This window comes from Flavobacterium sp. (assembly GCF_025352015.1).
Lineage (GTDB): Bacteria > Bacteroidota > Bacteroidia > Flavobacteriales > Flavobacteriaceae > Flavobacterium.
In genome coordinates this window covers 1-21,851 of the sequence record NZ_JANXUG010000089.1, presented here as the reverse complement: position 1 = coordinate 21,851, position 21,851 = coordinate 1, and the positions used below count along the sequence as shown (strand labels likewise).

Here is a 21,851-nt window from a genome sequence, read left to right as displayed (position 1 = left end):
CGAATACTTTCATCACATTCTAATGATAATGTCTTGGTGGAGCATTATTTAGACCCTACTATCTTAACAACTATTGAAAAAGGTGCACTTAACATTAAAATATTTGGTTCTTAGACATTATCTACAATATCCCCTTAAATGGGGATTTTTTTTCTTTTTTACAAAAAAACAGACATCAAACAATAAAATTCCTTACTCCATTTCCTTACTCCGTAAAACTCTAATAAGATTGACTTTCAATAAAAAACCCCTTAATACCTGAATATTAAGGGGTTTTGGTGTAGCGAGGACGGGAGTTGAACCCGTGACCTCAGGGTTATGAATCCTGCGCTCTAACCGACTGAGCTACCTCGCCATAACACTACAATCCCTGATTGCGGGTGCAAATATAAAATTAATATCAAAGCATGCCAAGCTAAAACATTTATTTTTTTTATTTTTTAAAAAGGTTTTTTTATTGATTTTTTATTCTATATATTTCCAAAAAATTTGTTCATATTATGGATAACAAAATACGCTATGAGCTTGAATTTCCATTAAATTCTTCCCCTCAATTACTTTATCAGTATATTTCAACACCATCGGGATTGCAGGAATGGTTTGCTGATAACGTTAATTCTAGAGGAGAGTTCTTTACATTTATATGGGATGATGTTGAGGAAAATGCGCGTCTTTCTTCAAAAAAAACTGGAGAGAAAGTAAAATTCAAATGGGTTGATGATTCAAAAAATGACACAGAATACTATTTTGAACTAAAAATTTTAGAGGACGAAATTACCAAAGATGTTTCTTTAATGGTGGTTGATTTTGCCCATGAAGATGAAATTGATGAATCAAAACTTTTGTGGGAAAATCAAATTTCGGATCTAAAACATGTTATAGGATCTATTTAAATACCTATTTTAAAAGTTATATTTGTCCCGTTTTAAACGGGATTTTTTATGATCAATTTTAATGGTGTAGTTCAGAGTTCAGATTTGCAGGTATCAATATTTAATCGCTCGTTTCTATATGGCGATGGTGTGTTTGAGACGCTAAAGGTGGTAAACAATAAAATTTTATTTTTTGAAGACCACTATTTTAGGTTAATGGCTTCGATGCGGATCATCAGAATGGAAATTCCCATGACTTTTACTTTGGAATTCTTTGAACAACAGATTTTAGATTTGGTTAAACGCAATAATCTAGAAAATTCAGCTCGTGTTAGGTTTACTGTTTTTAGAAATCAAGGAGGATATTACTTGCCATCGGTTAACTCGGTTTCTTTCGTGATACAAGCTAGTGCGTTAACTCACAAAAAATATCATTTTGATCTAAGCCCCTTTGAAGTTGATTTGTATAAGGATTTTGTTGTCTCAAAACAATTGCTGTCTACGCTGAAAACAGCGAACAGGATTATTCATATTACAGCAAGTATTTTTGCCCAAGAAAATCAATTGAATTCCTGTTTACTTATCAATGAAGCTAAAAATGTAGTTGAAGCAACAAACGGAAATTTGTTTATGTTGATGGGCAATACACTTATTACGCCCCCAATTTCTGAAGGTTGCTTAAACGGAATTATGAGAAAGCAAATCATGGTTTTAGCCAAACAAATCAATAATATAGATATGGTTGAAATGGAAATTTCCCCTTTTGATTTACAAAAAGCAGATGAATTATTTATTACAAATGTAATTGTTGGAATACAACCTATAAAAAAATACCGTAAAAAAGAATTTAGAGTTCAGTTTTCTAAACAACTTGTTGAAAAACTCAATCTAATTATAGAAGCTTAATTCAAGACAGGATTTTCTGGTGCGTTTGACCAAATAAGATATTCGCCACCCAATTCAATAATTTTTTCTTTCCAAAAATGAGCTGATGCTTTTCCCAAAATTCTATTTTCATAAATATTATTGGTTAAAATCCAAGAATTAGAATGCATTTCATTTTCCAATTGTCCTGCTTCCCAGCCGGTGTAGCCAAGAAAGAAACGAATATTTTTTTTCTTAATAGTACCGCTTTTAATTAAATCTTTGGTTAAATCAAAATTTCCACCCCAGTATATACCGTTGGATATTTCTATACTCTCCAAAATTAAATCAGGAACATTATGAATAAAATATAAGTTGTCTTGTTCAACAGGACCACCATTATAGATTTTAAAATTTGATTCAATTTCTGGTAATAAATCTTGTATCGTGTATTTTAGTGGTTTATTCAAGATAAAACCAACAGAACCTTCTGCATTATGATCTGCTAATAATATTACAGATCGATTAAATGATAAATCGCCTAAAATAGACGGTTCGGCTATTAACAGGTGACCTTTGTTAAGTTTTTCTGTAATCATTTTAAGCTAATTTTTATTAAAGTTGCTAAAAAAAAATCGAGTAACCAAATTATTAAAGATAAAAACAAAAAAAACCATACGCCGTAGCATATGGTTTTTGTATATCAGTTCAACTAAAGTATTAGTTTACTGCTCCGTCTAATTCAGCACCTGCTTTGAATTTAACTACATTTTTAGCAGCAATTTTAATAGTTTTACCAGTTTGTGGGTTTCTTCCATCTCTTGCAGCTCTTTTAGATACTGACCAAGACCCGAATCCCACTAAAGATACTCTTCCACCTTTTTTAAGAGTACCGCCTACATTTCCTAAAAATGATTCTAAAGCTAATTTCGCAGCAGCTTTGGTAATTCCTGCATCAGCTGCAATTGCGTCGATTAATTCTGATTTGTTCATAATGTTATTTATTAATTGTTGGTTAAACATTTTGTTAATGAAAACAAATTTAAAAGGAATTCCTTACTGCACAAGAGTTTTCATGTTTTTTTCAAATATTTGTTGATAACTTGGTTTATTTGTTGATAAACCAACGTATTTCAGAGGTTTTCCACTTAAATAAAGCCTTGAGACCTTATTCTGCTTGTGCTTTTTTAGAAAAAGAAATTCCATTTAGCAATTCATTTGTTGCCATTTTTTTCTTTCCGGGAAATTGTAGCTTTGTAATTTGGATAAATCCATCTTTTACAGCAATTAATAGCTCTTTTTTGTTGGTAATTATTTGACCTACAGTATAGGTGTGTTTTTCGAGATGCATTTTTGTCTCATATATTTTTATATTCCATTCATCTTCATTGTCTTTAATAATGCACCATGCCGCAGGATAGGGCGATAAACCTCGTATTAAATTTTGAATTTCTGTAGCCGATTTTGTCCAATCAATTTGACAATTTTCTCTATTAAGTTTATATGCTGTGTTTATCTCGGCGGTATCTTCTTGAATGGTTGTCCTTACATTCCCTTTTTCTATAATGACTAATGTTTCCATAACAAGATTACTTCCTGCTATCATTAATTTATCATGAAGACTACCCGCATTTTCATCACAAGAGATTAGAACTACTTTATTTAAAATCATAGCTCCAGTATCTATCTTATCATCAATGAAAAATGTGGTTACGCCTGTTTTAGTTTCCCCATTGATTATTGCCCAGTTAATTGGTGCTGCGCCGCGATAGTTTGGTAATAATGAAGCGTGCAAATTAAAAGTACCTAATTTTGGCATTCGCCAAACGGTTTCGGGCAACATTCTAAAGGCTACAACAATTTGCAAATTGGCGTTTAAACTTTGAAGTTCCGATAAAAAAGCATCATCCTTAAGATTGGAAGGTTGTAATAGTTTTAAGTCGTGTTGCAAAGCATACTCTTTTACAGCCGAATATTTTATCTTTTGACCACGACCAGCAGGTTTATCTACGGCAGTGATAACGCCAACAATTTCGTATTTATTTTTAATAATGGTGTCCAAAATCCCCACAGCAAATTCTGGTGTTCCCATAAAAACTATTCTTAATTTTTCCATAATCTGTGACGGTCAACAAAAACTACCGTTTTATTTACTACTATTTGAGGAATATAAATTACTAGATTTGATATTTATTGTTTCATTTTCTAGCAATGTTTCCAGTGCAAAGATAACATCGTCTTTTGAAAATTTAGTCAGTTTTTGAATATCTCTAGAACTTAAATCTTGCATTCTTAATAACTCAATAATTTTGAGTGATACACTTTCAGGATTTATTTTCTTTTTGTTTTTTGAAATACAATAAGAGCAAATGCCACAATATTCTTTTAGGCTTTCGCCAAAGTAGAGCATCAACAATTTCTGTTTACAGGTTTTAGTATCATTACTATATTCAAGCACTGCTTGTAATTGCCCAATTTTTAATTTGTTTTGTGCTTCAAGATGTTTTGAAACCCTATTTATAGTGCGCTCATCTTCACGAACTTCGTTAAACGTAATTTTCGCATCATTGTTTCGGGCAATTAAATCTACAATTTGTTTTTCATTTAATTTATGTAACAGCGAAATCACTTCGGTTTCATTGGTATTCGATTTTTTGGCGATTACCATTGTATTGAAAGCCGTTTGTATTTCATAAATTCCGGGATAGGTTCGCAAAATAGCGAGCATGATTTCCTCATCATTAGGGTTTAAACTCATATATCGAATTACCTCTTTCGATGGAATGATAAATTGTAAAATTATTTTTTCTGAAAACTCCTGTGACAAAGTGATAATCCCTTGCCTGTCCAAAAATTGCAGCGCATTGTAAGTTTTTAGAGTAGGGAAATTATATTTGCTGCAAAATTGATGGAGATTAAAGCCAAACTGTTCATCAATGCCTTCGCCATACGCAATCTGTAAGAACGAACAGAGTTTTAGAAACACCAAATTTAAAAATGCTTTATCAGGTAAAACACTGATAAATTGCGTTTGAGCATGTAAAATATCTGATGGATTATTGAGCAAAACAGCAAACGCTTTTTCACCATTTCTTCCAGCACGACCCGTTTCTTGGTAATAGTTTTCGAGATTTTGAGGCAAGTGCAAATGAATAATTGTTTTTACATTTGCCTTATCGATGCCCATCCCAAAAGCATTGGTGGAAACCATGATTGGTGTTTTTTCATCCATCCAAAGTTTCATGTTTTTTTCTTTGTCTTTATACGATAAGCCCCCATGATAATAGGTCGCTTTTAGCCCAATACTTTCCAACTGATGAACCGTTTCTGTGCAAGATTTTCTGTTGGTTACATATATTATACAAGGTTCAGGATTCTTAAACAAAATTTGATTCAAAAGATGCAATTTGTCTTCGGTTTCAAATACCATGTAAGCAATGTTTTTTCTATAAAATGATTTCGAGAAAACCAGCGGATTATCTAATCTTAATTGGGTTATAATATCTTCCCTCACTCTTGTTGTTGCCGACGCGGTCAAAGCCAAAAAAGGAATTTTAGGAAAATATTCTTTGAGCTGTGCAATTTTTAAATATGCTGGACGAAAATCGTGTCCCCATTGCGATACACAGTGTGCTTCGTCTATTGCAACAAGATTTATAGGAAAGTTTTTGATGCGTTCCAAAATCCAATCGTTTTGCAAACGTTCGGGCGAAATATAGAGAAATTTATAATTCCCAAACTGACAATTATCCAACAAATCGATAATCTCATCGTGATGAATTCCACCTGTAAGTGCAATGGCTTTTATTCCTTTATCTTGCAGGTTTTGAACTTGGTCTTGCATCAAAGCAATTAAGGGCGAAATAACCAAGCAAATCCCTTCTTGCATCAGTGCGGGAATTTGAAAACAAATTGATTTTCCGCCGCCAGTAGGCATTAGTGCAAAAGTATCTTTTCCTTGCATCACAGAAGCAATGATTTCTTCCTGCGGTTCCCGAAACGAAGTATGTTTCCAGTATTTGGTAAGGATTTCTAATGCTTTGTTCAAGTCGCGTGTAATTAATCTACCAAAACTACTTATTATTTTATGAAAATAGAATTTGAATGCAAATAAAAACTTTTACGAAAGCTGACTTAAAATATATTCGATGCGATTTTCAACTGGTCCTCTAGGAACTTCAATCAGTTCATAACCATATTTTTGATAGGTTTCTAACAAATGATCAAAGATGAGTTTAGCTTGCTCGAAGTTTTCGTAGCGAGCTTCATCGCTTTCATAAATGTCTTCCCAAGGTGGAAGCACAAATATTTTAGAGTAATTATATTCTTGGCAAGCATGGTCAAAAAAAGCGGGATAACTATCTCCAATGTAGTGCATGTAGGCTAAAATATCCGGAATACCTCTATCCAAAAAAACTATTTTGGACTTATCAGCTGAAGCCTGTTGGTACTGTTTTCTTCTACCTTCAAGCAGTAATTCACTGAATAATAATGGTTTTTCCAAAAACAATTGCCCAATACCTTGTTTTTTGGCTTCTAGCGTAACTTGACGAGAAATTTCAGGAAAACACGCATAACCTTGCTCAATAAGAGCATCTATGATTGTGGTTTTCCCGGTGCCGGGTCCGCCAGTGATAACAATGATTTCTTTTTTCAAGATTTTTTGAAATGAAGGGCAAATTTATTGAAACTAATTAGAATATATAAACCGAATTAAGTTTTATTTTTAGAGTAAAAAATTATTTTTTTTAAATCATAGATTCCGTTTCGAAAATCTAAAATCATTACTGTATATTTGCTTTTATTTTAAAATTCATGGATAAAAAAACAGAAGAATTTTACACAAGATTGCGTAAAGAGTTGAATAGTACATCAACTTGGCCTAGCGAATACTTGTATAAATTTATTGTCCCTACCGATATTAAAAAAGTTGAAGAAGTAGAAAACGCATTTGACAATATGGGTGCTGTAATCAAAACAAAACAATCAAAAACAGGAAAATATACAAGTCTTTCGGTCAATGTTATGATGGAAAGCCCAGAAATGGTAGTCGAAAAATACATAGATCTTTCTAATATAGAAGGAATAATTTCATTATAATGGTTGAAAAATATATAAAAGAAAATGCCAATGATGTCGTTCACCATCTGGAATATAATGCCCAAAGAGTGCACTTGATTATTCCCGAATATGGTCGCCATTTGCAAAAGTTGATTGATCAAGCGACTGCGATTGAAGATAAAGCCGAACGTAATAAAGCCGCTAAATATATCATTCAGGTTATGGGAAGTTTGAATCCGCACTTGCGTGATGTACCCGATTTTCAGCATAAATTGTGGGATCAAATCTTCATTATGTCAGATTTTAAACTAGAGGTAGATTCGCCTTTTCCAATTCCTACTAAAGAATTAATTAACCTGAAACCATCACGATTAGAATATCCCCAAAAAAACCCGAAGTATCGTTTTTACGGCAATAATATCAAGTATATGATTGATGTTGCTAATAGTTGGGAAGATGGTGAAATGAAAAATGCTTTGGTAAAAGTCATTGCCAATCACATGAAAAAATCCTATTTGAGTTGGAACAAAGACACCGTTACCGATATTGTTATTTTTGAACATCTTTTCGAATTGTCTTCTGGAAAGTTGAATTTATTACAAAGCACAGAGGAGTTGTTAAATACTAACGATTTGATGCGAACCAATAAAAAAACGTCTAACAAAAACATGCCACCACAAAATGCTAAAATCAAAAGCAACAAATTAGGCAAAAAACCTTTCATAAAAAATAATAACAATAATCAAAAATAGTTGTGGGTTGTAAGTTGTGTGTTCTAGGTTAGCATATCATAACATACAACCTATAACATACAACCTATAACAAATAAAATGGGAACTTTTAAAATTGAAGGAGGCATCCAACTAAAAGGTGAAGTAACACCACAAGGCGCCAAAAACGAAGCATTACAAATATTATGTGCCGTACTTTTAACTCCAGAGAAAGTAACAATAAATAATATTCCAGACATTATTGATGTCAATAAACTCATACTCCTACTTGGAAATTTGGGTGTTAAAATTCAAAAAAACGGATCAGGTTCAATAACCTTTCAAGCAGATGAAGTAAATGTTGGTTATCTTGAAACCGAAGCTTTTAAAAAAGAAGGCGGAAGTTTACGTGGTTCCATCATGATTGTAGGTCCTTTGTTAGCCCGATTCGGGAAAGGATATATTCCAAAACCGGGTGGAGATAAAATAGGTCGTCGTCGTTTGGATACGCACTTTGAAGGTTTCATAAATCTTGGTGCCAAATTCAGGTATCAAAGAGAAGATCATTTTTATGGTGTAGAAACTTCTGGTAAACTGAAGGGAGCACACATGTTGCTCGATGAAGCATCAGTAACAGGAACAGCAAATATAGTTATGGCGGCTGTTCTTGCCGAAGGAATAACCACGATTTACAACGCAGCCTGCGAACCGTATTTGCAACAATTATGCAAAATGCTCAACTCAATGGGTGCCAAAATTACGGGTGTTGGATCTAATTTATTAACCATTGAAGGAGTTGAAAGTCTTGGCGGTTGTCACCACATAATTCTACCTGATATGATTGAAATTGGTTCCTGGATAGGACTTGCCGCCATGACAAGAAGTGAAATCACCATTAAGAATGTAAGTTGGGCAAACCTTGGTGTCATCCCGAGTGTTTTTAGAAAATTGGGCATTACCATCGAGAAAAAAGACGATGATATTTATATTCCGGCGCATAAAAATGGTTATACCGTAAAAACAGATATTGACGGCTCTATACTTACCATTGCTGATGCTCCTTGGCCTGGGTTTACTCCCGATTTGTTAAGTATTATTCTAGTGGTTGCTACACAAGCCAATGGCGATGTATTGATTCACCAAAAAATGTTTGAAAGCCGTCTCTTCTTTGTAGATAAACTGATTGATATGGGTGCAAAAATTATGCTGTGTGATCCTCACAGGGCAGTTGTTATGGGACACAATTTTCAATCGCAATTAAAAGCTACGGTAATGAGTTCGCCCGATATTCGTGCGGGAATTTCTTTATTGATTGCGGCACTTTCTGCCAAAGGAACTTCCACCATTCAAAACATCGAACAAATTGACAGAGGCTACGAACGAATAGATGAGAGATTGCGTGCTCTGGGTGCAAATATTGTTAGGATGTAAAAAATATCAGATTTCAAATAGTAGCTGTAAATCCCAAATCTTGTTAAGTTTTGGGTTTTTATTTTTTTAAATAAATGGGAAACTATACTATCATTCTTCTTTGTCTTGCGGCATTCTTCGCGGGATTTGTTGATGCAATTGTAGGCGGTGGCGGATTAATTCAAACGCCGGTAGCTATAATTTTACTGCCCAATCTTGCTGTGGCATCTGTTATTGGTTCGTTGAAAATACCTTCCTTTAGCGGAACATTTTTAGCCGCACGACAGTATTTAAAGAAAGTAAACATGAACTGGAAACTGCTTTTCATCATGGCAGTGGTGGCTTTTGTTGCTGCTTTTTTAGGTTCTAGTTTGCTTGTCAAAGTGCATAACGATTTTATGAAACCCTTACTGCTGGTGGTTTTAATACTTATTGCGCTATACACTTTTATCAAAAAAGATTTTGGAAGTCATCATGAAAAAAAACACGGCGCAAAAACTCAAGTTTTACTTGCGATAATCATCAGTATAATTATCGGGTTTTATGATGGATTTATTGGTCCGGGAACAGGTAGTTTTTTTGTGCTGGCTTTTGTAACTGTTTTAGGCTTTGATTTTCTTCACGCTTCAGCGAATGCCAAAATGGTGAATTTGGCAACCAACTTTGGTTCGATTTGTCTATTTGTCATAAAAGGAAAAATTATTTGGGCAATAGCAATTCCTATGGCAGTTTGCAACGCTTTTGGTGGATTTATTGGTGCCAAACTCGCCATTAAAAAAGGAAATGGTTTTATCAGGGTTTTCTTTTTGATTGTTGTAATCGGAACGTTGCTTCGTTTTGGGTATGATGTGTTTTTTAAATAAAATCTGCCTTCAGTAATATTATAAATAGTAGGGAAACCGGAGAAATGGGGTTTGGAAGATATTAATTGTGGTTCAAAACCACAAAATCGGGGGTTCGGAACACCGTTTACAGGCTGTGAGAAATTGTAAATGCTAGAAAGCTGTTTCCTCCCTAATTTCCAAAAGCATTCAAAAACTTCAAGCCAAAGATGATTCCGTCGCCTTGATAACCATTTTGGTATGCGCGAACATAATCTAGCCTAAAAAAGCGGTATTTTCCAAAACCAAGATTATCTAACCCTACCGAGAATTCTTGATATGGTTTTCTATCGGGAATGGCAAGATTATGAAATCCCAAAACCAACTGTGATTGCAAATACTTGACTAGCGGAATTTTATTCATTAAAAATCCCTTGTCGTTATGTTCTAAATGCGTTTCGCTATAGCTATCATTGGTACTGGCGCCGTAATAAGGCAATAAATTAAACACGTTGGTATAACTATCAGATTGACCAATGTGGGTTTGGTTGCCATTAAAATGTTTATAATCTACAAACGAAATGTTATTTCCATTAAAGAACTTTCCGCCTTTCAAAACCATTTGCAGTGTTCCTTTATTGCCCAGAGTTAAGTCATAATTTATTCGTGCAGCAACAAAATCATATTCATACTTCTTATCGGTGGCAGCAAAAGTTTTTTCATATCCTATTAGTATTGACGGATAATCATCATTTGGAATATTAAATTTTCCATCGGGTCTTGATAAATATTGTTGCCCAAAATTAAAACGCATTCCTACATTGGTTTTAACCAAATTGTGCTTGCTCAAAGCTGCCGTTGTTTCATTTGTGGGGTCAAGCGGATTATTGGAAGTGTACAAATAATTACTCTTGATGACCGATTGGCTGCTCGTGTTGAACAACGGTTTTCGCTCTGCATATTCAGCATTTAGATTCATATAAACACCATTTATGAGCTCTCTCCCAAAGGAGGCGGCAACAAAATTCTTTTCATACAATTTCATAAAATTGTTTTTAAAAAACAAGGTGCTAACCGTATTTATAATATTCGAAATAGGATTTGTTGCGTTGAACTGATTGACCATACTGCCGCCATTAAGCGACAAAGTGCTGTTGTTGGTGTTATTAAACTTATGAATATAATTGAAAGTAGCTCTAATTTTTTGTTCCGAAAATCCGTAGTCAAATTTGGAACCAATTCTAGTATAAGTTCGTTTGTCTTCATCGCGTTTGGTGAAAGACACACCAGCATTAATGCGCCAACCTTGCACTGTGTTGAATGCAATAGACCTCATTGGTCCATCATAATTTAGCGACCATTTTTTGAATGAATTAGCATGGCTGTAACCGTTCACAATATCCATGATCTTGAATTTGTTATGTTTAGCATCTATAGAATCCAAATATTTTTGTGATTTCTTTTTGGTTTGCAAAATGTCTTTCTTCACATAATCCGTTGATTCTTCTTCAGTCAAAGGCACTGGTCGATTGGTATTCCAAAAGACATCTTCTTTTTTATTGGCATTTTCCTGAAAGGAAAGTATTTCATTGGTAAACGTTTTTTTGGCAAACTCCTTTTCGAACTCAAAATTAGAATATACATACGTAAACTTTCCGTTGACTTTGATGCTCAACAGACCAGCCATAAAATCTATTGTTTGCGTATTTTTTACCCAAATTTTGTTCAATGAATTATAACTATAACTTTGTTTTAAGGTCAGTTTGTCAATGGCTGGCGTTTGCATTTGATTTCCTTTGATGTATAAATCGGTTGCATAAATGGCATAAGAATCATCTACAATATATATATAACCTTCTAGTACGGGTTCGGTTTCCCGACGCGCAATTACTTTTATTTTGTTTATTTGCTGCTTATTTTCGGTAAAAAACGAACCTTCAAATTTGTACTTATAATAGTTAAAAGCATTGTTGGCAATAGGCGAAACGACATTTATTTGAAACGGAAGGTAATTTTCATAGCAATCAAAATTAACCGACGCCGCGTTGTTAAAACTAAAACCGTTGTCTTTGCCACTTACTTTAGAAGCCACAATGACTTCTTTCATTTTATCTGGTTTTTGAAAGGTAATTTTTGAAACCGTTTCTGATAAATAAATGATGCCACTACGCGTAGAGTCTAATAATTCGTCAAAGAAATCAAACTTTTGACCCATAATTTTTTTTGGAGCATCTTTCAGTCGTATGATGCCACGAGAATAAAAATCAGATTTGAATCGCGCTGTTTGTTCAGAGTTTTCTTTTTTGTTCTTTATAGCATTTCGAATAATTTCATTGGCAGGATTGTCCTTCGGATTGATGACAACTTCCTTCAACGTAATGTTTTCTTCTACTAAAGTAATGGTTAGACTTTCGACAAACTGATTTTTAGCAATTGATTTTTTGACGGTTTTGTAGCCCAAATATTGAAAAATGATGGTCGGGTTTTCGCTTTTTACATTCAGTGTAAATTTGCCTTTGTCATTGGTGGTTGTACCATTATAGGTGTTTTCTTCAAAGATATTTACAAACGGCAGTGCGTTTCCTTTGTCATCGGTAACAGTTCCTTTTATTTGAGAAAAAGAGTTTATAGAAATGATTAGAAATAGGAGTGAAGTAATTTTTTTCATATTTTTTTTGTTCCACAGAGATTCACAGAGTTTTATTGAGATTCACGGTTGCTTTTTGTTACACAGAGATTCACAGAGTTTTATTTTTACTACATTACATCAGTAATTAAAGAAAAGCTTGTAATGCGAGTTCATAACTTTTTAACCCAAAACCAATGATAATTCCCCTTGCATTTCCAGAAATAAAAGAGTGATGGCGAAACGACTCTCTTGCAAAAGTATTAGATATATGTACCTCAATTACCGGCGTCGTAATTGCTTTTACCGCATCACCAATACCAACAGAAGTATGCGAGTATGCAGCGGCATTCAAAATAATACCATCAAAAGTAAATCCAACTTCTTGAATTTTATCAATCAGTTCCCCTTCTATATTACTTTGATAAAAGGCCAAATCTATTAATTTGTAGTTGTTCTTTAATCCCTGAAAGTATTCGTCAAAAGTGGTACTGCCATAAACTTTGGGTTCCCGTTTTCCCAACAAGTTTAAGTTGGGTCCGTTTATAATGATAATCCTCATAAATAATTATTAATGGCGTAAAAGTAAATAAACTTAACAATATTAAAAGTGATTACAGCTCTATTTTTTAATACTATTATGAGAAAAAACCACCATTTATTCCAAAAAAATGATTTTTTAGTTTTTGCAAAAATGGAACAAATGTTTAATAATGATTTAAGAATGTGATTTATAAAGACTTATGTAAATAAATTGTTAATAAAAATGTTAATAACTGAAACAAGCCCTTTGGTGGCTTACTTTACATAAATTCTAAATTTGTACTAATTAATTTTAAAATTAAACAAACATGAAAAAAATTATTTTAACAGCAGCTGCAGTATTCGCTTTGACGTTTGCTAATGCTCAAAGCAAAGACAAGAAAGAAAGTTCAGAAGGTTTTTCTAAAGGTGATGTGTATTTAACAGGTACTGCTAATTACCAAACTACTAAAACAGGAGATGCTAAATCAAATGGTTTAACATTAGCTCCAGGTATAGGTTATTTTTTATCAGAAAATTTAGCTTTGGAAGGTAACTTGAGCATTAGTTCAGGAACAACAAATTCTGGCGGTGTTGGCGCTCAAGATTTTAAAACAACAGGTTTTGGTATTGCTGCGGGAGTTAAATACTTTTGGACTCCAGCTAGTAAATTTTCTTTGTCTGTAGGTGGTAAAATATCTTATAACTCTGATAAGTTTGATAATGGTGTTGCTACTTCAACAGGTAAAACTATTGGTTTAAATGTTCCAGTTGGTTTACATTATTTCGTTTCAAACAACTTTGCAATTACTTCAACTTGGGGTGGTTTAGGTTATTCATCAAACGATAATGGAGGAAACGGTGCTGACAAAACAGACAGAATTAATTTTGGTCTTGATATGTCTTCTATTAGTTTTGGTTTGATTTACAAATTGTAATTAAACTCAATTTACATAAAAAAACCACACAAACTTGTGTGGTTTTTTTATGTACGACATTTGTCGTATTTGTATAGTTAATATTTTATATTATATTTGCAGTATTAATTTTAAAACAAACAAACAAACATGAAAAAAATTATTTTAACAGCAGCTGCAGTATTCGCTTTGACGTTTGCTCATGCTCAAAGCAAAGACAAGAAAAAAAGTAGTAGTTCAAGTGACATGAAATTTGGTGTAAAAGCTGGTTACACAAACTCTAATTTTACAGGTGATGTTTCAGGGACTACGGCAAATGGTGGTCTTTACATCGGTGGTTTAGTTGATTTTGCATTGGATGAAAAATTCCATGTTCAACCAGAATTATTGTATTCTATTGAAGGTGCAAAAGATTTTAAATTAAACTACATCAGAATTCCAATTATGGCAAAGTATTATGTTGCTGAAGGTTTCAGTTTGCAAGCGGGTCCAGAATTGGCTTTCAAAGCTGGTGGAGATGATACTATCAAAGATTCAGCTAAATCTATGGACTACGGTTTAGGATTTGGTGCTGGTTACGAATTAAGCAACGGATTAATGTTTGATGCTAGATACAATTTAGGTTTAGCTAATATATCAAATGTTGGTGGAACAGTTAAAAACGTTTCTTTTCAAATTGGTTTAGGGTACAGATTTTAATCTTTACTAAAACATTTATGAAAACCTCTCCATTCGAGAGGTTTTTTTATACCCAATCATTTCGTTACTTTGTTAAATGAACTGGAATACCTATATTAAAAGTTTTCAATCGTATCTTAAAATAGAACGTGGTTTGTCGATAAATACTGTGGCAAATTACACGTTTGATTTAGAACGTTTGTGTTCTTTTTTACTTGTTAATGAAATTGCAATTGCTCCCGAAAAAATAAATGAAGAAACTATTGAACAGTTCCTTTATTCGGTTTCCAAAGAAGTCAATGCACGTTCGAAAACCAGAATTATATCAGGACTAAAAAGTTTTTTTTCCTATCTTATATTTGAAGATTATCGCACAGACAATCCCATGCAACTGATTGAAGCACCAAGAGTAGGGCGCAAACTTCCCGATACACTATCCCTGAAAGATATTGATAATCTTATTGGTGCTATTGATGTATCTACAAATGAAGGTGAACGAAACAGGGCAATACTTGAAACACTTTACGGTTGTGGACTTCGGGTTTCTGAAATTACAACTTTAAAAATTTCGGATTTGTTTTTTGAAGAGGGGTTTATAAAAATCACAGGCAAAGGCAACAAACAGCGCTTTGTTCCTATTGCTGGAGCTACTCAAAAGTATATTGAATTTTATAAAAGCACGATACGAAACCACATGACTATTGTAAAAGGTTTTGAGGACACCTTGTTTTTAAATCGCAGAGGGAAACAACTTTCTCGTGCTATGATTTTTACTATTATTAAAACTTTGGCGGTCAAAATAAATCTACAAAAAAACATTAGTCCGCATACGCTACGGCATTCGTTCGCGACACATTTATTGGAAAATGGTGCCGATTTGCGTTCTATTCAAATGATGTTAGGACATGAATCGATCACTACTACAGAAATTTATGTTCATCTAGACCGAAAACATCTTACTCATATTGTGAATTCCTTTCATCCAAGAAAACATTAATGCTGCAAAGAATTTACTGATAAAAAAATGTATTATCATCTTTAAAATACAAATAATCTTATATATTTTATATTATTATGTATTTAATCGAATAAAATTGCTTTTAATCGATTTTTATTTTTTATATTTGTTTTGTTATTAAACGTTTTATGAATGGTTTTATACCAAAATTTTCTGTACAACTTTTATAAAGACTATGAAAACAAACAGCTATTCTGATTTAAAATTATTGGAGACAAAAAACGAATTTTATAAAAAATTGTTATTCCAATCGCCCGATTTAATTTTTCATTTTTCAATTTCAAAAGACGGAGTTTTAACATTTCCGTTTTTAAGTCATTCGGTCATCACCGATTTTAATCTTACCTATGAAGAAAAAAATGGAGATGCATTCACGGTTTTAAAAAGTAAAATAAAACAAGAAGATTTCAAACTCTTTTTAGAAACAATACATCAATCCAAAAAAGAAATCAAACCGTGGTGTCATGAGTTTCGCTCGGTGCATCCTACAAAAGGTGAACGCTGGTATAAAGGTGTTGCCAATATAGAATTAGAAAATAACGGAGACTACAATTTTTTTGGAAAAATAACAGATGTAACCGACAATAAAACCCAAGAGTTAAAATTGAAATTATCCGAAGAACGTTTTCAGTTTGCTTTGGAAGCATCAACCAAAGGCGTATGGGATTTAGATGTTCTTACCAATAAAGTATTTTATTCCTCACAATCTATGAAAATGATTGGTTTTGAAGAAGTAGATACTATTGATACTATTGCTAAATGGGATGACAGGATTCATCCGTTGGACAAAGAAAATTATCTAGCAGATATTCAGGCACATATTGATGGTATTACATCATTTTATGAAAATTCGCAAAGAGTTTTAACAACAACTGGCGATTATAAATGGATTTTGAGTAGAGGAAAAATTATTGAAAGAGATAATGATGCCAAACCAGTAAGGATAATAGGAACACACACCGATATTTCAGTTCAAAAAGATAAAGAAATTGAACTAATAAGAACCCTCGATATTTTTAGTGAACAAAACAGTAGATTATTGAACTTTGCTCATATTGTTTCTCATAATTTAAGTTCCCATGCAAGCAATTTTAAAATGCTTTTAGATATTATCGAAGATGAAACTGATGAAGATAATATTGATGAAATTTTTCCTCATTTAAAAACGTCATCTGTTGCTTTGAGTGAAACTATTGCACATTTAAAAGAACTTGTTGAAATCAATACAAATTTGGTACACAATAAGGAAAACCTTAATTTGAAATCATATTTAGACCGAGTATTTTCTATTTTATCTAATGAAATAATCTTAAATGATGTTAAGATTAATAACAAAATTAGTGATAAATTCACACTCGATTTTAATGCTTGTTATTTGGAAAGTATTTTGCTAAATTTTACTACAAACGCAATAAAATATGCTCATCCAGATAGAAATCCTGAAATAAGTTATTCATTAGGAATTGAAAAAAACGATGTTTTTTTAGAGATAAAAGACAACGGATTGGGTATTAATTTAGAAAAATACGGGAAAAAATTATTTGGAATGTACAATACATTCCATAAAAACGATAATGCAAGAGGTATTGGATTATTTATTACAAAAAATCAGGTAGAAGCTATGGGAGGAAGAGTAGAAGTAGAGAGTCAAGTTAATATTGGAACAACTTTTAAAATACATTTTAAAAATGAAATTTAATACAGTCTTTGTAGTTGATGATGATAAAATTTTTCATTTTATCATCAAAAAACTTTTAATTAGTAATAACATTAATATTAATCCATCTTACTTTTTAAACGGTTTAGAAGCGCTTGAAGGCTTAAGAAGCAAATTGAATTTAGGAGAAAATCAACCCGATTTGATTCTTTTAGATATTAACATGCCCATACTTGATGGTTGGCAGTTTTTAGAAGAATTTAAAAAGCTGAAAGACAAACTCAAAAAAGAAATAACAATATATATTATTAGTTCGTCTGATAATCAGACAGATTTAGATAAAGCGGAAGTTTATAGTAACGAAGTGAAAAACTATTATTTAAAACCAATATCTGTAGATGAAATAAAATCAATTTTTTTAAATTAAAAAAAGCGTCAGGATTTCAATCATGACGCTTTTTTTGAATAAAAAAAATAAACTATTTCGCAATATTTACGGCTCTTGTTTCTCTGATAACCGTAATTTTAACCTGACCCGGATAAGTCATTTCGGTTTGAATTTTTTGTGAAATCTCAAAAGAAAGACTTGCTGCATTTTCATCACTTACCTTTTCACTTTCAACAATAACACGAAGCTCGCGTCCTGCTTGAATAGCATAAGCATTTTTAACACCATTAAATCCAAATGCGATATTTTCTAAATCTTTCAATCTTTGGATATATGAATCAAGAACTTGGCGTCTTGCTCCTGGTCTGGCACCCGAAATAGCATCACAAACCTGAATTATGGGTGAAATTAAATATTTCATTTCAATCTCATCGTGATGAGCTCCAATGGCGTTGCAAACTTCTTCTTTTTCGCCAAATTTTTCTGCCCATTGCATTCCTAATAATGCGTGAGGTAAATCACTTTCTGCATCGGGTACTTTTCCAATATCATGAAGCAAACCAGCGCGTTTAGCTAATTTAACATTTAGTCCTAACTCGGCTGCCATGATACCACAAAGTTTGGAAACTTCGCGCGAGTGTTGTAATAAATTTTGTCCGTAAGATGAGCGGTATTTCATTCTTCCTACCACTTTTATAAGTTCTGGATGCAAACCGTGAATTCCTAAATCGATTACGGTACGTTTACCAACTTCTACAATTTCTTCATCAATTTGTTTGGTAGTTTTTGCGACTACTTCCTCAATTCGAGCTGGATGAATTCTTCCGTCTGTAACCAATTTGTGTAACGAAAGACGCGCTATTTCTCTTCTGACAGGATCAAAACAAGAAAGAATAATGGCTTCTGGCGTATCATCTACTATGATTTCAACACCGGTCGCAGCTTCAAGTGCACGAATATTTCTTCCTTCACGACCAATAATTCTTCCTTTAACATCATCCGATTCGATATTGAAAACAGAAACACAATTTTCTACAGCTTCCTCTGTTCCAACGCGCTGTATGGTATTAATGATAACTTTTTTGGCTTCTTGATGCGCCGTTAGTTTGGCTTCTTCTATCGTATCTTGAATATGCGACATGGCTTTGGTTTTGGCCTCGGCTTTTAAACTTTCTACCAATTGTTCTCTTGCATCTTCAGCAGAAAGTCCTGAAATAACCTCTAATTGCTGTACTTGGCTTTTGTGTAATTTTTCAATCTCCTGTTGCCTCTTGTCTAATAATTCAATTTTAGAAGTGTACTCGTTTGTTTTAGCTTCATAATCATCGTTTACTTTTTTTGCTTTGGCAAGTTCACTTGAAACTTGTGACTCCTTATCACGTATTCTTTTTTCAGTTTCAGCTAATTTTTTGTCCTTATTTAAAATCTCTTGTTCGTGTTCTGCTTTAAGCTCAAGGAATTTTTCTTTGGCTTGAAGCAATTTATCTTTCTTAATATTTTCTGCCTGAAGATTGGCATCTTTTAAAATTGATGTAGCCTCTTTTTTAGCATTTTTTACCATGTTAGAAATGTTGCTTTTTTCGAGAAATTTTGCAATTCCAAAACCTCCAGCAATCCCCACAATAAGCGCAATTATAATCAGTGTAGTTCCCATTTTTTGTTAGTGTTTATATATAAAAAAAGCCTACATTAGGTGAATGCATAAACTCGAAAGGACAAGTTTTGAGCTAACTCGGTGGTCAAGGATCCACGATAATGTGGCATGCTTTAGTAACGATGATTTGCTCATTTTAATTTGTTAGTGTTGAGTTTACCAATTAAAATCTAATGTAGGCGGTATTGTAATTCTAATGTTAAGAACGTTATTTTTTATCGAGATAATCGAATAATAAATCATTAATTTTTTTTAATCTATCAAGATCTTTACTATCAATGGAGCTTTCAACATGCTTTTGTTCTACCTGCGAAGCAAATTGTAAAGCACACATAGCTAGTACATCTTGTTTGTCTCGAACAGCATAACTTTCTTCGAATTGCTTAATCATGACATCAATCTTTTTAGAAGCACTTCGTAGTCCTTCTTCTTGAGCCAAATCGACCGTTAACGGATAAACTCTGTCTGCAATTGATATTTTTATTTTAAGCTTTTCATCCATGTTGTTAGTCTGATAATTGCGCAATGCAATAATCTATCTCTCTGATTAATGAATTTATTTTAAGCTTGGTATCTCTTTTATTTTCTTCCCCGCCTAATAATGAATTAGCCATTTTGAGAGTTTCTCCTGCAGATTTCAAATAATTAATCTCTTCGGATTGTTTATAAATCACAGTTGCAGCATTGTCTAATTGCGCTTTTAATGAAATAGAATCTTTCTCTAAACTAGTTACTTTTATAAAAAGTTTTTCAATTCTATTTTCAAGAGAATCAATTATTTCTGCAATTTCACTCATGAAATACTTTATTCATTACTTACATCACAAAGTTAGAATTCTATTTTGTTTGCGCAATTTTTTTACTAATTATTTATTTTAATTTTAGACTTTATTTATAATAAATTGTTTTTTAAGAAGTTACAAAAAAATATTATATTGTAATTTTTTACGCACTTTTAATTATCTTAGCGAAAACAACACATTATGAAAAATTATTGTTTTATTTTTTTGTCATCTGTTTTAGCTCTTGGACAAAATCATTACCCAAAGGATTATTTTCGTTCACCATTGGATATTCCGTTACAACTTTCTGGCAACTTTGGTGAATTGCGACCTAATCATATTCATTCTGGATTTGATTGCAAAACCAATAAAATTCAGGGATTACAAGTTTATGCTGCTGCTGCTGGCTATGTTTCAAGGATAAAAATTTCTACTAACGGATATGGGAAAGCAATTTACATAACGCATCCCAATGGATATACGACCGTTTATGGTCATTTGCAATCGGGTTATGGCGAAATTGAAAAGCGAATAAAAAGTATTCAATATAAATTAAAATCGTACGAAATTGATGTGCCACTTTTGCCAAATGATTTGATTGTAAAGCAAGGCGACAGTATTGCCTTGTCTGGAAATACGGGAGGTTCAGATGGACCACATTTGCATTTTGAAATCCGAGACACGCAATCAGAAAAAATCATAAACCCTTTATATTTTGGATTTGATTCCGTTATTATCGATACCAAAAAACCAATAATTACTAGTTTGTGTGTGTATCCGTTAGATAAAAATTCTACAGTAAATCATACGCACAAACCTATTTTTTTAAGTTTGTCTTTATTAAGTGATGGAATGTATATTTCAGAAAAAATAGCCGCATCGGGTAAAATTGGTTTCGGAATTACCACTTTAGATTTTGACGATGTGTCTTGGAATGCTAATGGGATTTTTAAAGCGCAAAGTTTTTTAAATGGCAAACCATCTTTTAGTTATCAGTTTGATACTTTTTCGTTTGACGAAACAAGAAGCGTCAACGGATTGATTGATTACGAAAGATATAAAACACAAGGGCAAAGAGTGCAACGATTATTTTTTAAAAATCCATATTCTTTGAGCATTATAAAACCTGGAATTGATAACGGAATTATCACTGTAATTCCAAATTTTTTACAATCGTATCGTATTGAAATTGCAGATTTTAACGAAAACACGACCAAAATTTTTATCCCGATTCACTACTCCAGTTCGTACGTTAAAGCTAAAAATGAACCTGAAAATCAAAATTTTTTTGTTAAGGCACAAATAGACAATATATTTGCTTTAGAAAATGTAACAGTAACTTTTCCAGCCAAAACATTTATAGATGATTTTTATATGAATTTTGAAGTTAAAAACGGCATAGCTCAAATTCACAAAGATGTGGTTCCTGCTTTTACTAATTTTTCAGTCACTTTTGAAGATAGTATAACTTCTCAAAAAGACCCCGAAAAAATGTTTATAGGTTTATTGGATGGTAAAAAAATTAATTATTACAATACCAAACGGTATAAAAATTCGTTTACTGCGTATACTAAATATTTGGGCGAATATAAACTTATAAAAGATACGATAGCGCCAAAATTTAAAAGTGCGAAAAACATTGAAGGCGAATGGATTAGCAAACAAAATGAATTGCAGTTTACTATTTCTGACGATATTTCAGGAATCAAAAGTTATGATGGTTATTTAAACGGTAACTGGATTTTGTTTGAATATGAACCCAAAACTAATATAATTACGCACCGCTTTGCAGATGGAATTGTAGCCCAAGGCAAAAATGATTTAAAAATTGTCGTTACAGATAATGTTGGAAATTCCACTATCTTTGAAAC

Annotated in this window: 22 protein-coding genes, 1 tRNA gene and 1 other RNA gene; 12 read left to right on the top strand and 12 right to left on the bottom strand. The window is 32.7% G+C overall.

The genetic code is table 11. The features are described from left to right. Nucleotides 1–281: 281 nt before the first annotated feature. Nucleotides 282–355, bottom strand: a tRNA-Met gene (locus tag Q0Q96_RS09235). Between the two features lie 145 nt (nucleotides 356–500). Here Q0Q96_RS09235 and Q0Q96_RS09230 point away from each other — a divergent pair. Together Q0Q96_RS09230 and Q0Q96_RS09225 are read left to right on the top strand one after the other, a co-directional pair. Further along, nucleotides 501–893, top strand: coding sequence for an START-like domain-containing protein (locus Q0Q96_RS09230; protein ID WP_293874089.1), 393 nt, complete (start codon nucleotides 501–503; stop codon nucleotides 891–893). Nucleotides 894–941: 48 nt separating this feature from the next. Continuing rightward, complete coding sequence (locus tag Q0Q96_RS09225) at nucleotides 942–1,778, top strand: aminotransferase class IV (RefSeq protein WP_293874086.1); 837 nt, start codon at nucleotides 942–944, stop codon at nucleotides 1,776–1,778. Here the strand turns inward: Q0Q96_RS09225 and Q0Q96_RS09220 are convergent. The 5 genes from Q0Q96_RS09220 to Q0Q96_RS09200 form a co-directional block, all read right to left on the bottom strand. Next, the gene (locus tag Q0Q96_RS09220) at nucleotides 1,775–2,335 is read right to left on the bottom strand and encodes a YqgE/AlgH family protein (protein WP_293874083.1); all 561 of its coding nucleotides are present in this window, start codon (nucleotides 2,333–2,335) and stop codon (nucleotides 1,775–1,777) included. The genes Q0Q96_RS09225 and Q0Q96_RS09220 overlap by 4 nt on opposite strands. 121 nt (nucleotides 2,336–2,456) lie before the next feature. Continuing rightward, nucleotides 2,457–2,759, bottom strand: a complete 303-nt coding sequence (locus Q0Q96_RS09215; RefSeq protein WP_293874080.1) for an HU family DNA-binding protein — start codon at nucleotides 2,757–2,759, stop codon at nucleotides 2,457–2,459. Nucleotides 2,760–2,904: 145 nt separating this feature from the next. Further along, complete coding sequence (gene fmt, locus Q0Q96_RS09210; protein ID WP_293874078.1) at nucleotides 2,905–3,852, bottom strand: methionyl-tRNA formyltransferase; 948 nt, start codon at nucleotides 3,850–3,852, stop codon at nucleotides 2,905–2,907. A 30-nt stretch (nucleotides 3,853–3,882) separates the two neighbouring features. After that, nucleotides 3,883–5,784, bottom strand: coding sequence for an ATP-dependent DNA helicase RecQ (locus tag Q0Q96_RS09205; protein ID WP_293874076.1), 1,902 nt, complete (start codon nucleotides 5,782–5,784; stop codon nucleotides 3,883–3,885). A 72-nt stretch (nucleotides 5,785–5,856) separates the two neighbouring features. Continuing rightward, on the bottom strand, nucleotides 5,857–6,393 hold the full coding sequence (locus Q0Q96_RS09200; RefSeq protein WP_293874073.1) for an ATP-binding protein: 537 nt from the start codon (nucleotides 6,391–6,393) through the stop codon (nucleotides 5,857–5,859). Nucleotides 6,394–6,551: 158 nt separating this feature from the next. Between Q0Q96_RS09200 and Q0Q96_RS09195 the strand changes: the two genes are divergently transcribed. From Q0Q96_RS09195 to Q0Q96_RS09180, 4 genes are all read left to right on the top strand, one after another. Next, a complete protein-coding gene (locus Q0Q96_RS09195; RefSeq protein WP_293874070.1) occupies nucleotides 6,552–6,836 on the top strand; it encodes a DUF493 family protein in 285 nt (94 codons plus the stop codon). Next, the gene (locus tag Q0Q96_RS09190; RefSeq protein WP_293874068.1) at nucleotides 6,836–7,549 is read left to right on the top strand and encodes a DUF4290 domain-containing protein; all 714 of its coding nucleotides are present in this window, start codon (nucleotides 6,836–6,838) and stop codon (nucleotides 7,547–7,549) included. The genes Q0Q96_RS09195 and Q0Q96_RS09190 overlap by 1 nt, the downstream gene beginning before the upstream one ends. Before the next feature lie 78 nt (nucleotides 7,550–7,627). Further along, nucleotides 7,628–8,938 carry a UDP-N-acetylglucosamine 1-carboxyvinyltransferase gene (murA, locus tag Q0Q96_RS09185; protein WP_293874065.1) on the top strand — a complete coding sequence of 437 codons (1,311 nt, stop codon included), beginning with the start codon at nucleotides 7,628–7,630 and terminating at the stop codon, nucleotides 8,936–8,938. Nucleotides 8,939–9,012: 74 nt separating this feature from the next. Next, nucleotides 9,013–9,780 (top strand): TSUP family transporter, encoded by a 768-nt coding sequence (locus Q0Q96_RS09180; RefSeq protein ID WP_293874062.1) that lies wholly within the window; start codon nucleotides 9,013–9,015, stop codon nucleotides 9,778–9,780. 151 nt (nucleotides 9,781–9,931) lie between these two features. Here Q0Q96_RS09180 and Q0Q96_RS09175 read toward each other — a convergent pair whose 3' ends face one another. After that, nucleotides 9,932–12,406 carry a DUF5686 and carboxypeptidase regulatory-like domain-containing protein gene (locus Q0Q96_RS09175; RefSeq protein ID WP_293874059.1) on the bottom strand — a complete coding sequence of 825 codons (2,475 nt, stop codon included), beginning with the start codon at nucleotides 12,404–12,406 and terminating at the stop codon, nucleotides 9,932–9,934. Nucleotides 12,407–12,512: 106 nt separating this feature from the next. Continuing rightward, on the bottom strand, nucleotides 12,513–12,926 hold the full coding sequence (gene aroQ, locus Q0Q96_RS09170) for a type II 3-dehydroquinate dehydratase (RefSeq protein ID WP_293874056.1): 414 nt from the start codon (nucleotides 12,924–12,926) through the stop codon (nucleotides 12,513–12,515). Nucleotides 12,927–13,215: 289 nt separating this feature from the next. Here aroQ and Q0Q96_RS09165 point away from each other — a divergent pair, with 289 nt between their 5' ends. The 5 genes from Q0Q96_RS09165 to Q0Q96_RS09145 all read left to right on the top strand — a co-directional run bounded on the left by Q0Q96_RS09165 (nucleotide 13,216) and on the right by Q0Q96_RS09145 (nucleotide 17,583). Further along, complete coding sequence (locus tag Q0Q96_RS09165) at nucleotides 13,216–13,824, top strand: outer membrane beta-barrel protein (RefSeq protein WP_293874054.1); 609 nt, start codon at nucleotides 13,216–13,218, stop codon at nucleotides 13,822–13,824. Between the two features lie 129 nt (nucleotides 13,825–13,953). Continuing rightward, nucleotides 13,954–14,502 (top strand): porin family protein, encoded by a 549-nt coding sequence (locus Q0Q96_RS09160; RefSeq protein ID WP_293874052.1) that lies wholly within the window; start codon nucleotides 13,954–13,956, stop codon nucleotides 14,500–14,502. A gap of 76 nt (nucleotides 14,503–14,578) precedes the next feature. After that, on the top strand, nucleotides 14,579–15,478 hold the full coding sequence (locus Q0Q96_RS09155) for a site-specific tyrosine recombinase (RefSeq protein ID WP_293874050.1): 900 nt from the start codon (nucleotides 14,579–14,581) through the stop codon (nucleotides 15,476–15,478). A 196-nt stretch (nucleotides 15,479–15,674) separates the two neighbouring features. Continuing rightward, nucleotides 15,675–17,198 carry a PAS domain-containing protein gene (locus Q0Q96_RS09150; protein WP_293874048.1) on the top strand — a complete coding sequence of 508 codons (1,524 nt, stop codon included), beginning with the start codon at nucleotides 15,675–15,677 and terminating at the stop codon, nucleotides 17,196–17,198. After that, nucleotides 17,188–17,583 (top strand): response regulator, encoded by a 396-nt coding sequence (locus Q0Q96_RS09145; protein WP_293874046.1) that lies wholly within the window; start codon nucleotides 17,188–17,190, stop codon nucleotides 17,581–17,583. The genes Q0Q96_RS09150 and Q0Q96_RS09145 overlap by 11 nt, the downstream gene beginning before the upstream one ends. Before the next feature lie 52 nt (nucleotides 17,584–17,635). On the opposite strand, the gene rny is transcribed toward Q0Q96_RS09145, so the two are convergent. The 4 genes from rny to Q0Q96_RS09125 form a co-directional block, all read right to left on the bottom strand. Then, nucleotides 17,636–19,198 (bottom strand): ribonuclease Y, encoded by a 1,563-nt coding sequence (rny, locus tag Q0Q96_RS09140; RefSeq protein WP_293874044.1) that lies wholly within the window; start codon nucleotides 19,196–19,198, stop codon nucleotides 17,636–17,638. A gap of 49 nt (nucleotides 19,199–19,247) precedes the next feature. Next, nucleotides 19,248–19,354, bottom strand: a non-coding RNA gene (gene ssrS / locus Q0Q96_RS09135) — 6S RNA. Nucleotides 19,355–19,406: 52 nt separating this feature from the next. Then, on the bottom strand, nucleotides 19,407–19,700 hold the full coding sequence (locus tag Q0Q96_RS09130) for a cell division protein ZapA (protein ID WP_293874042.1): 294 nt from the start codon (nucleotides 19,698–19,700) through the stop codon (nucleotides 19,407–19,409). A gap of 4 nt (nucleotides 19,701–19,704) precedes the next feature. After that, nucleotides 19,705–19,995: a hypothetical protein gene (locus Q0Q96_RS09125; RefSeq protein ID WP_293874040.1), complete on the bottom strand. Its 291-nt coding sequence runs from the start codon at nucleotides 19,993–19,995 to the stop codon at nucleotides 19,705–19,707. 186 nt (nucleotides 19,996–20,181) lie between these two features. On the opposite strand from Q0Q96_RS09125, the gene Q0Q96_RS09120 reads away from it, so the two are divergent. Beyond that, the coding region (locus tag Q0Q96_RS09120) for a M23 family metallopeptidase (protein ID WP_293874038.1) at nucleotides 20,182–21,851 on the top strand (1,670 nt) is incomplete at its 3' end.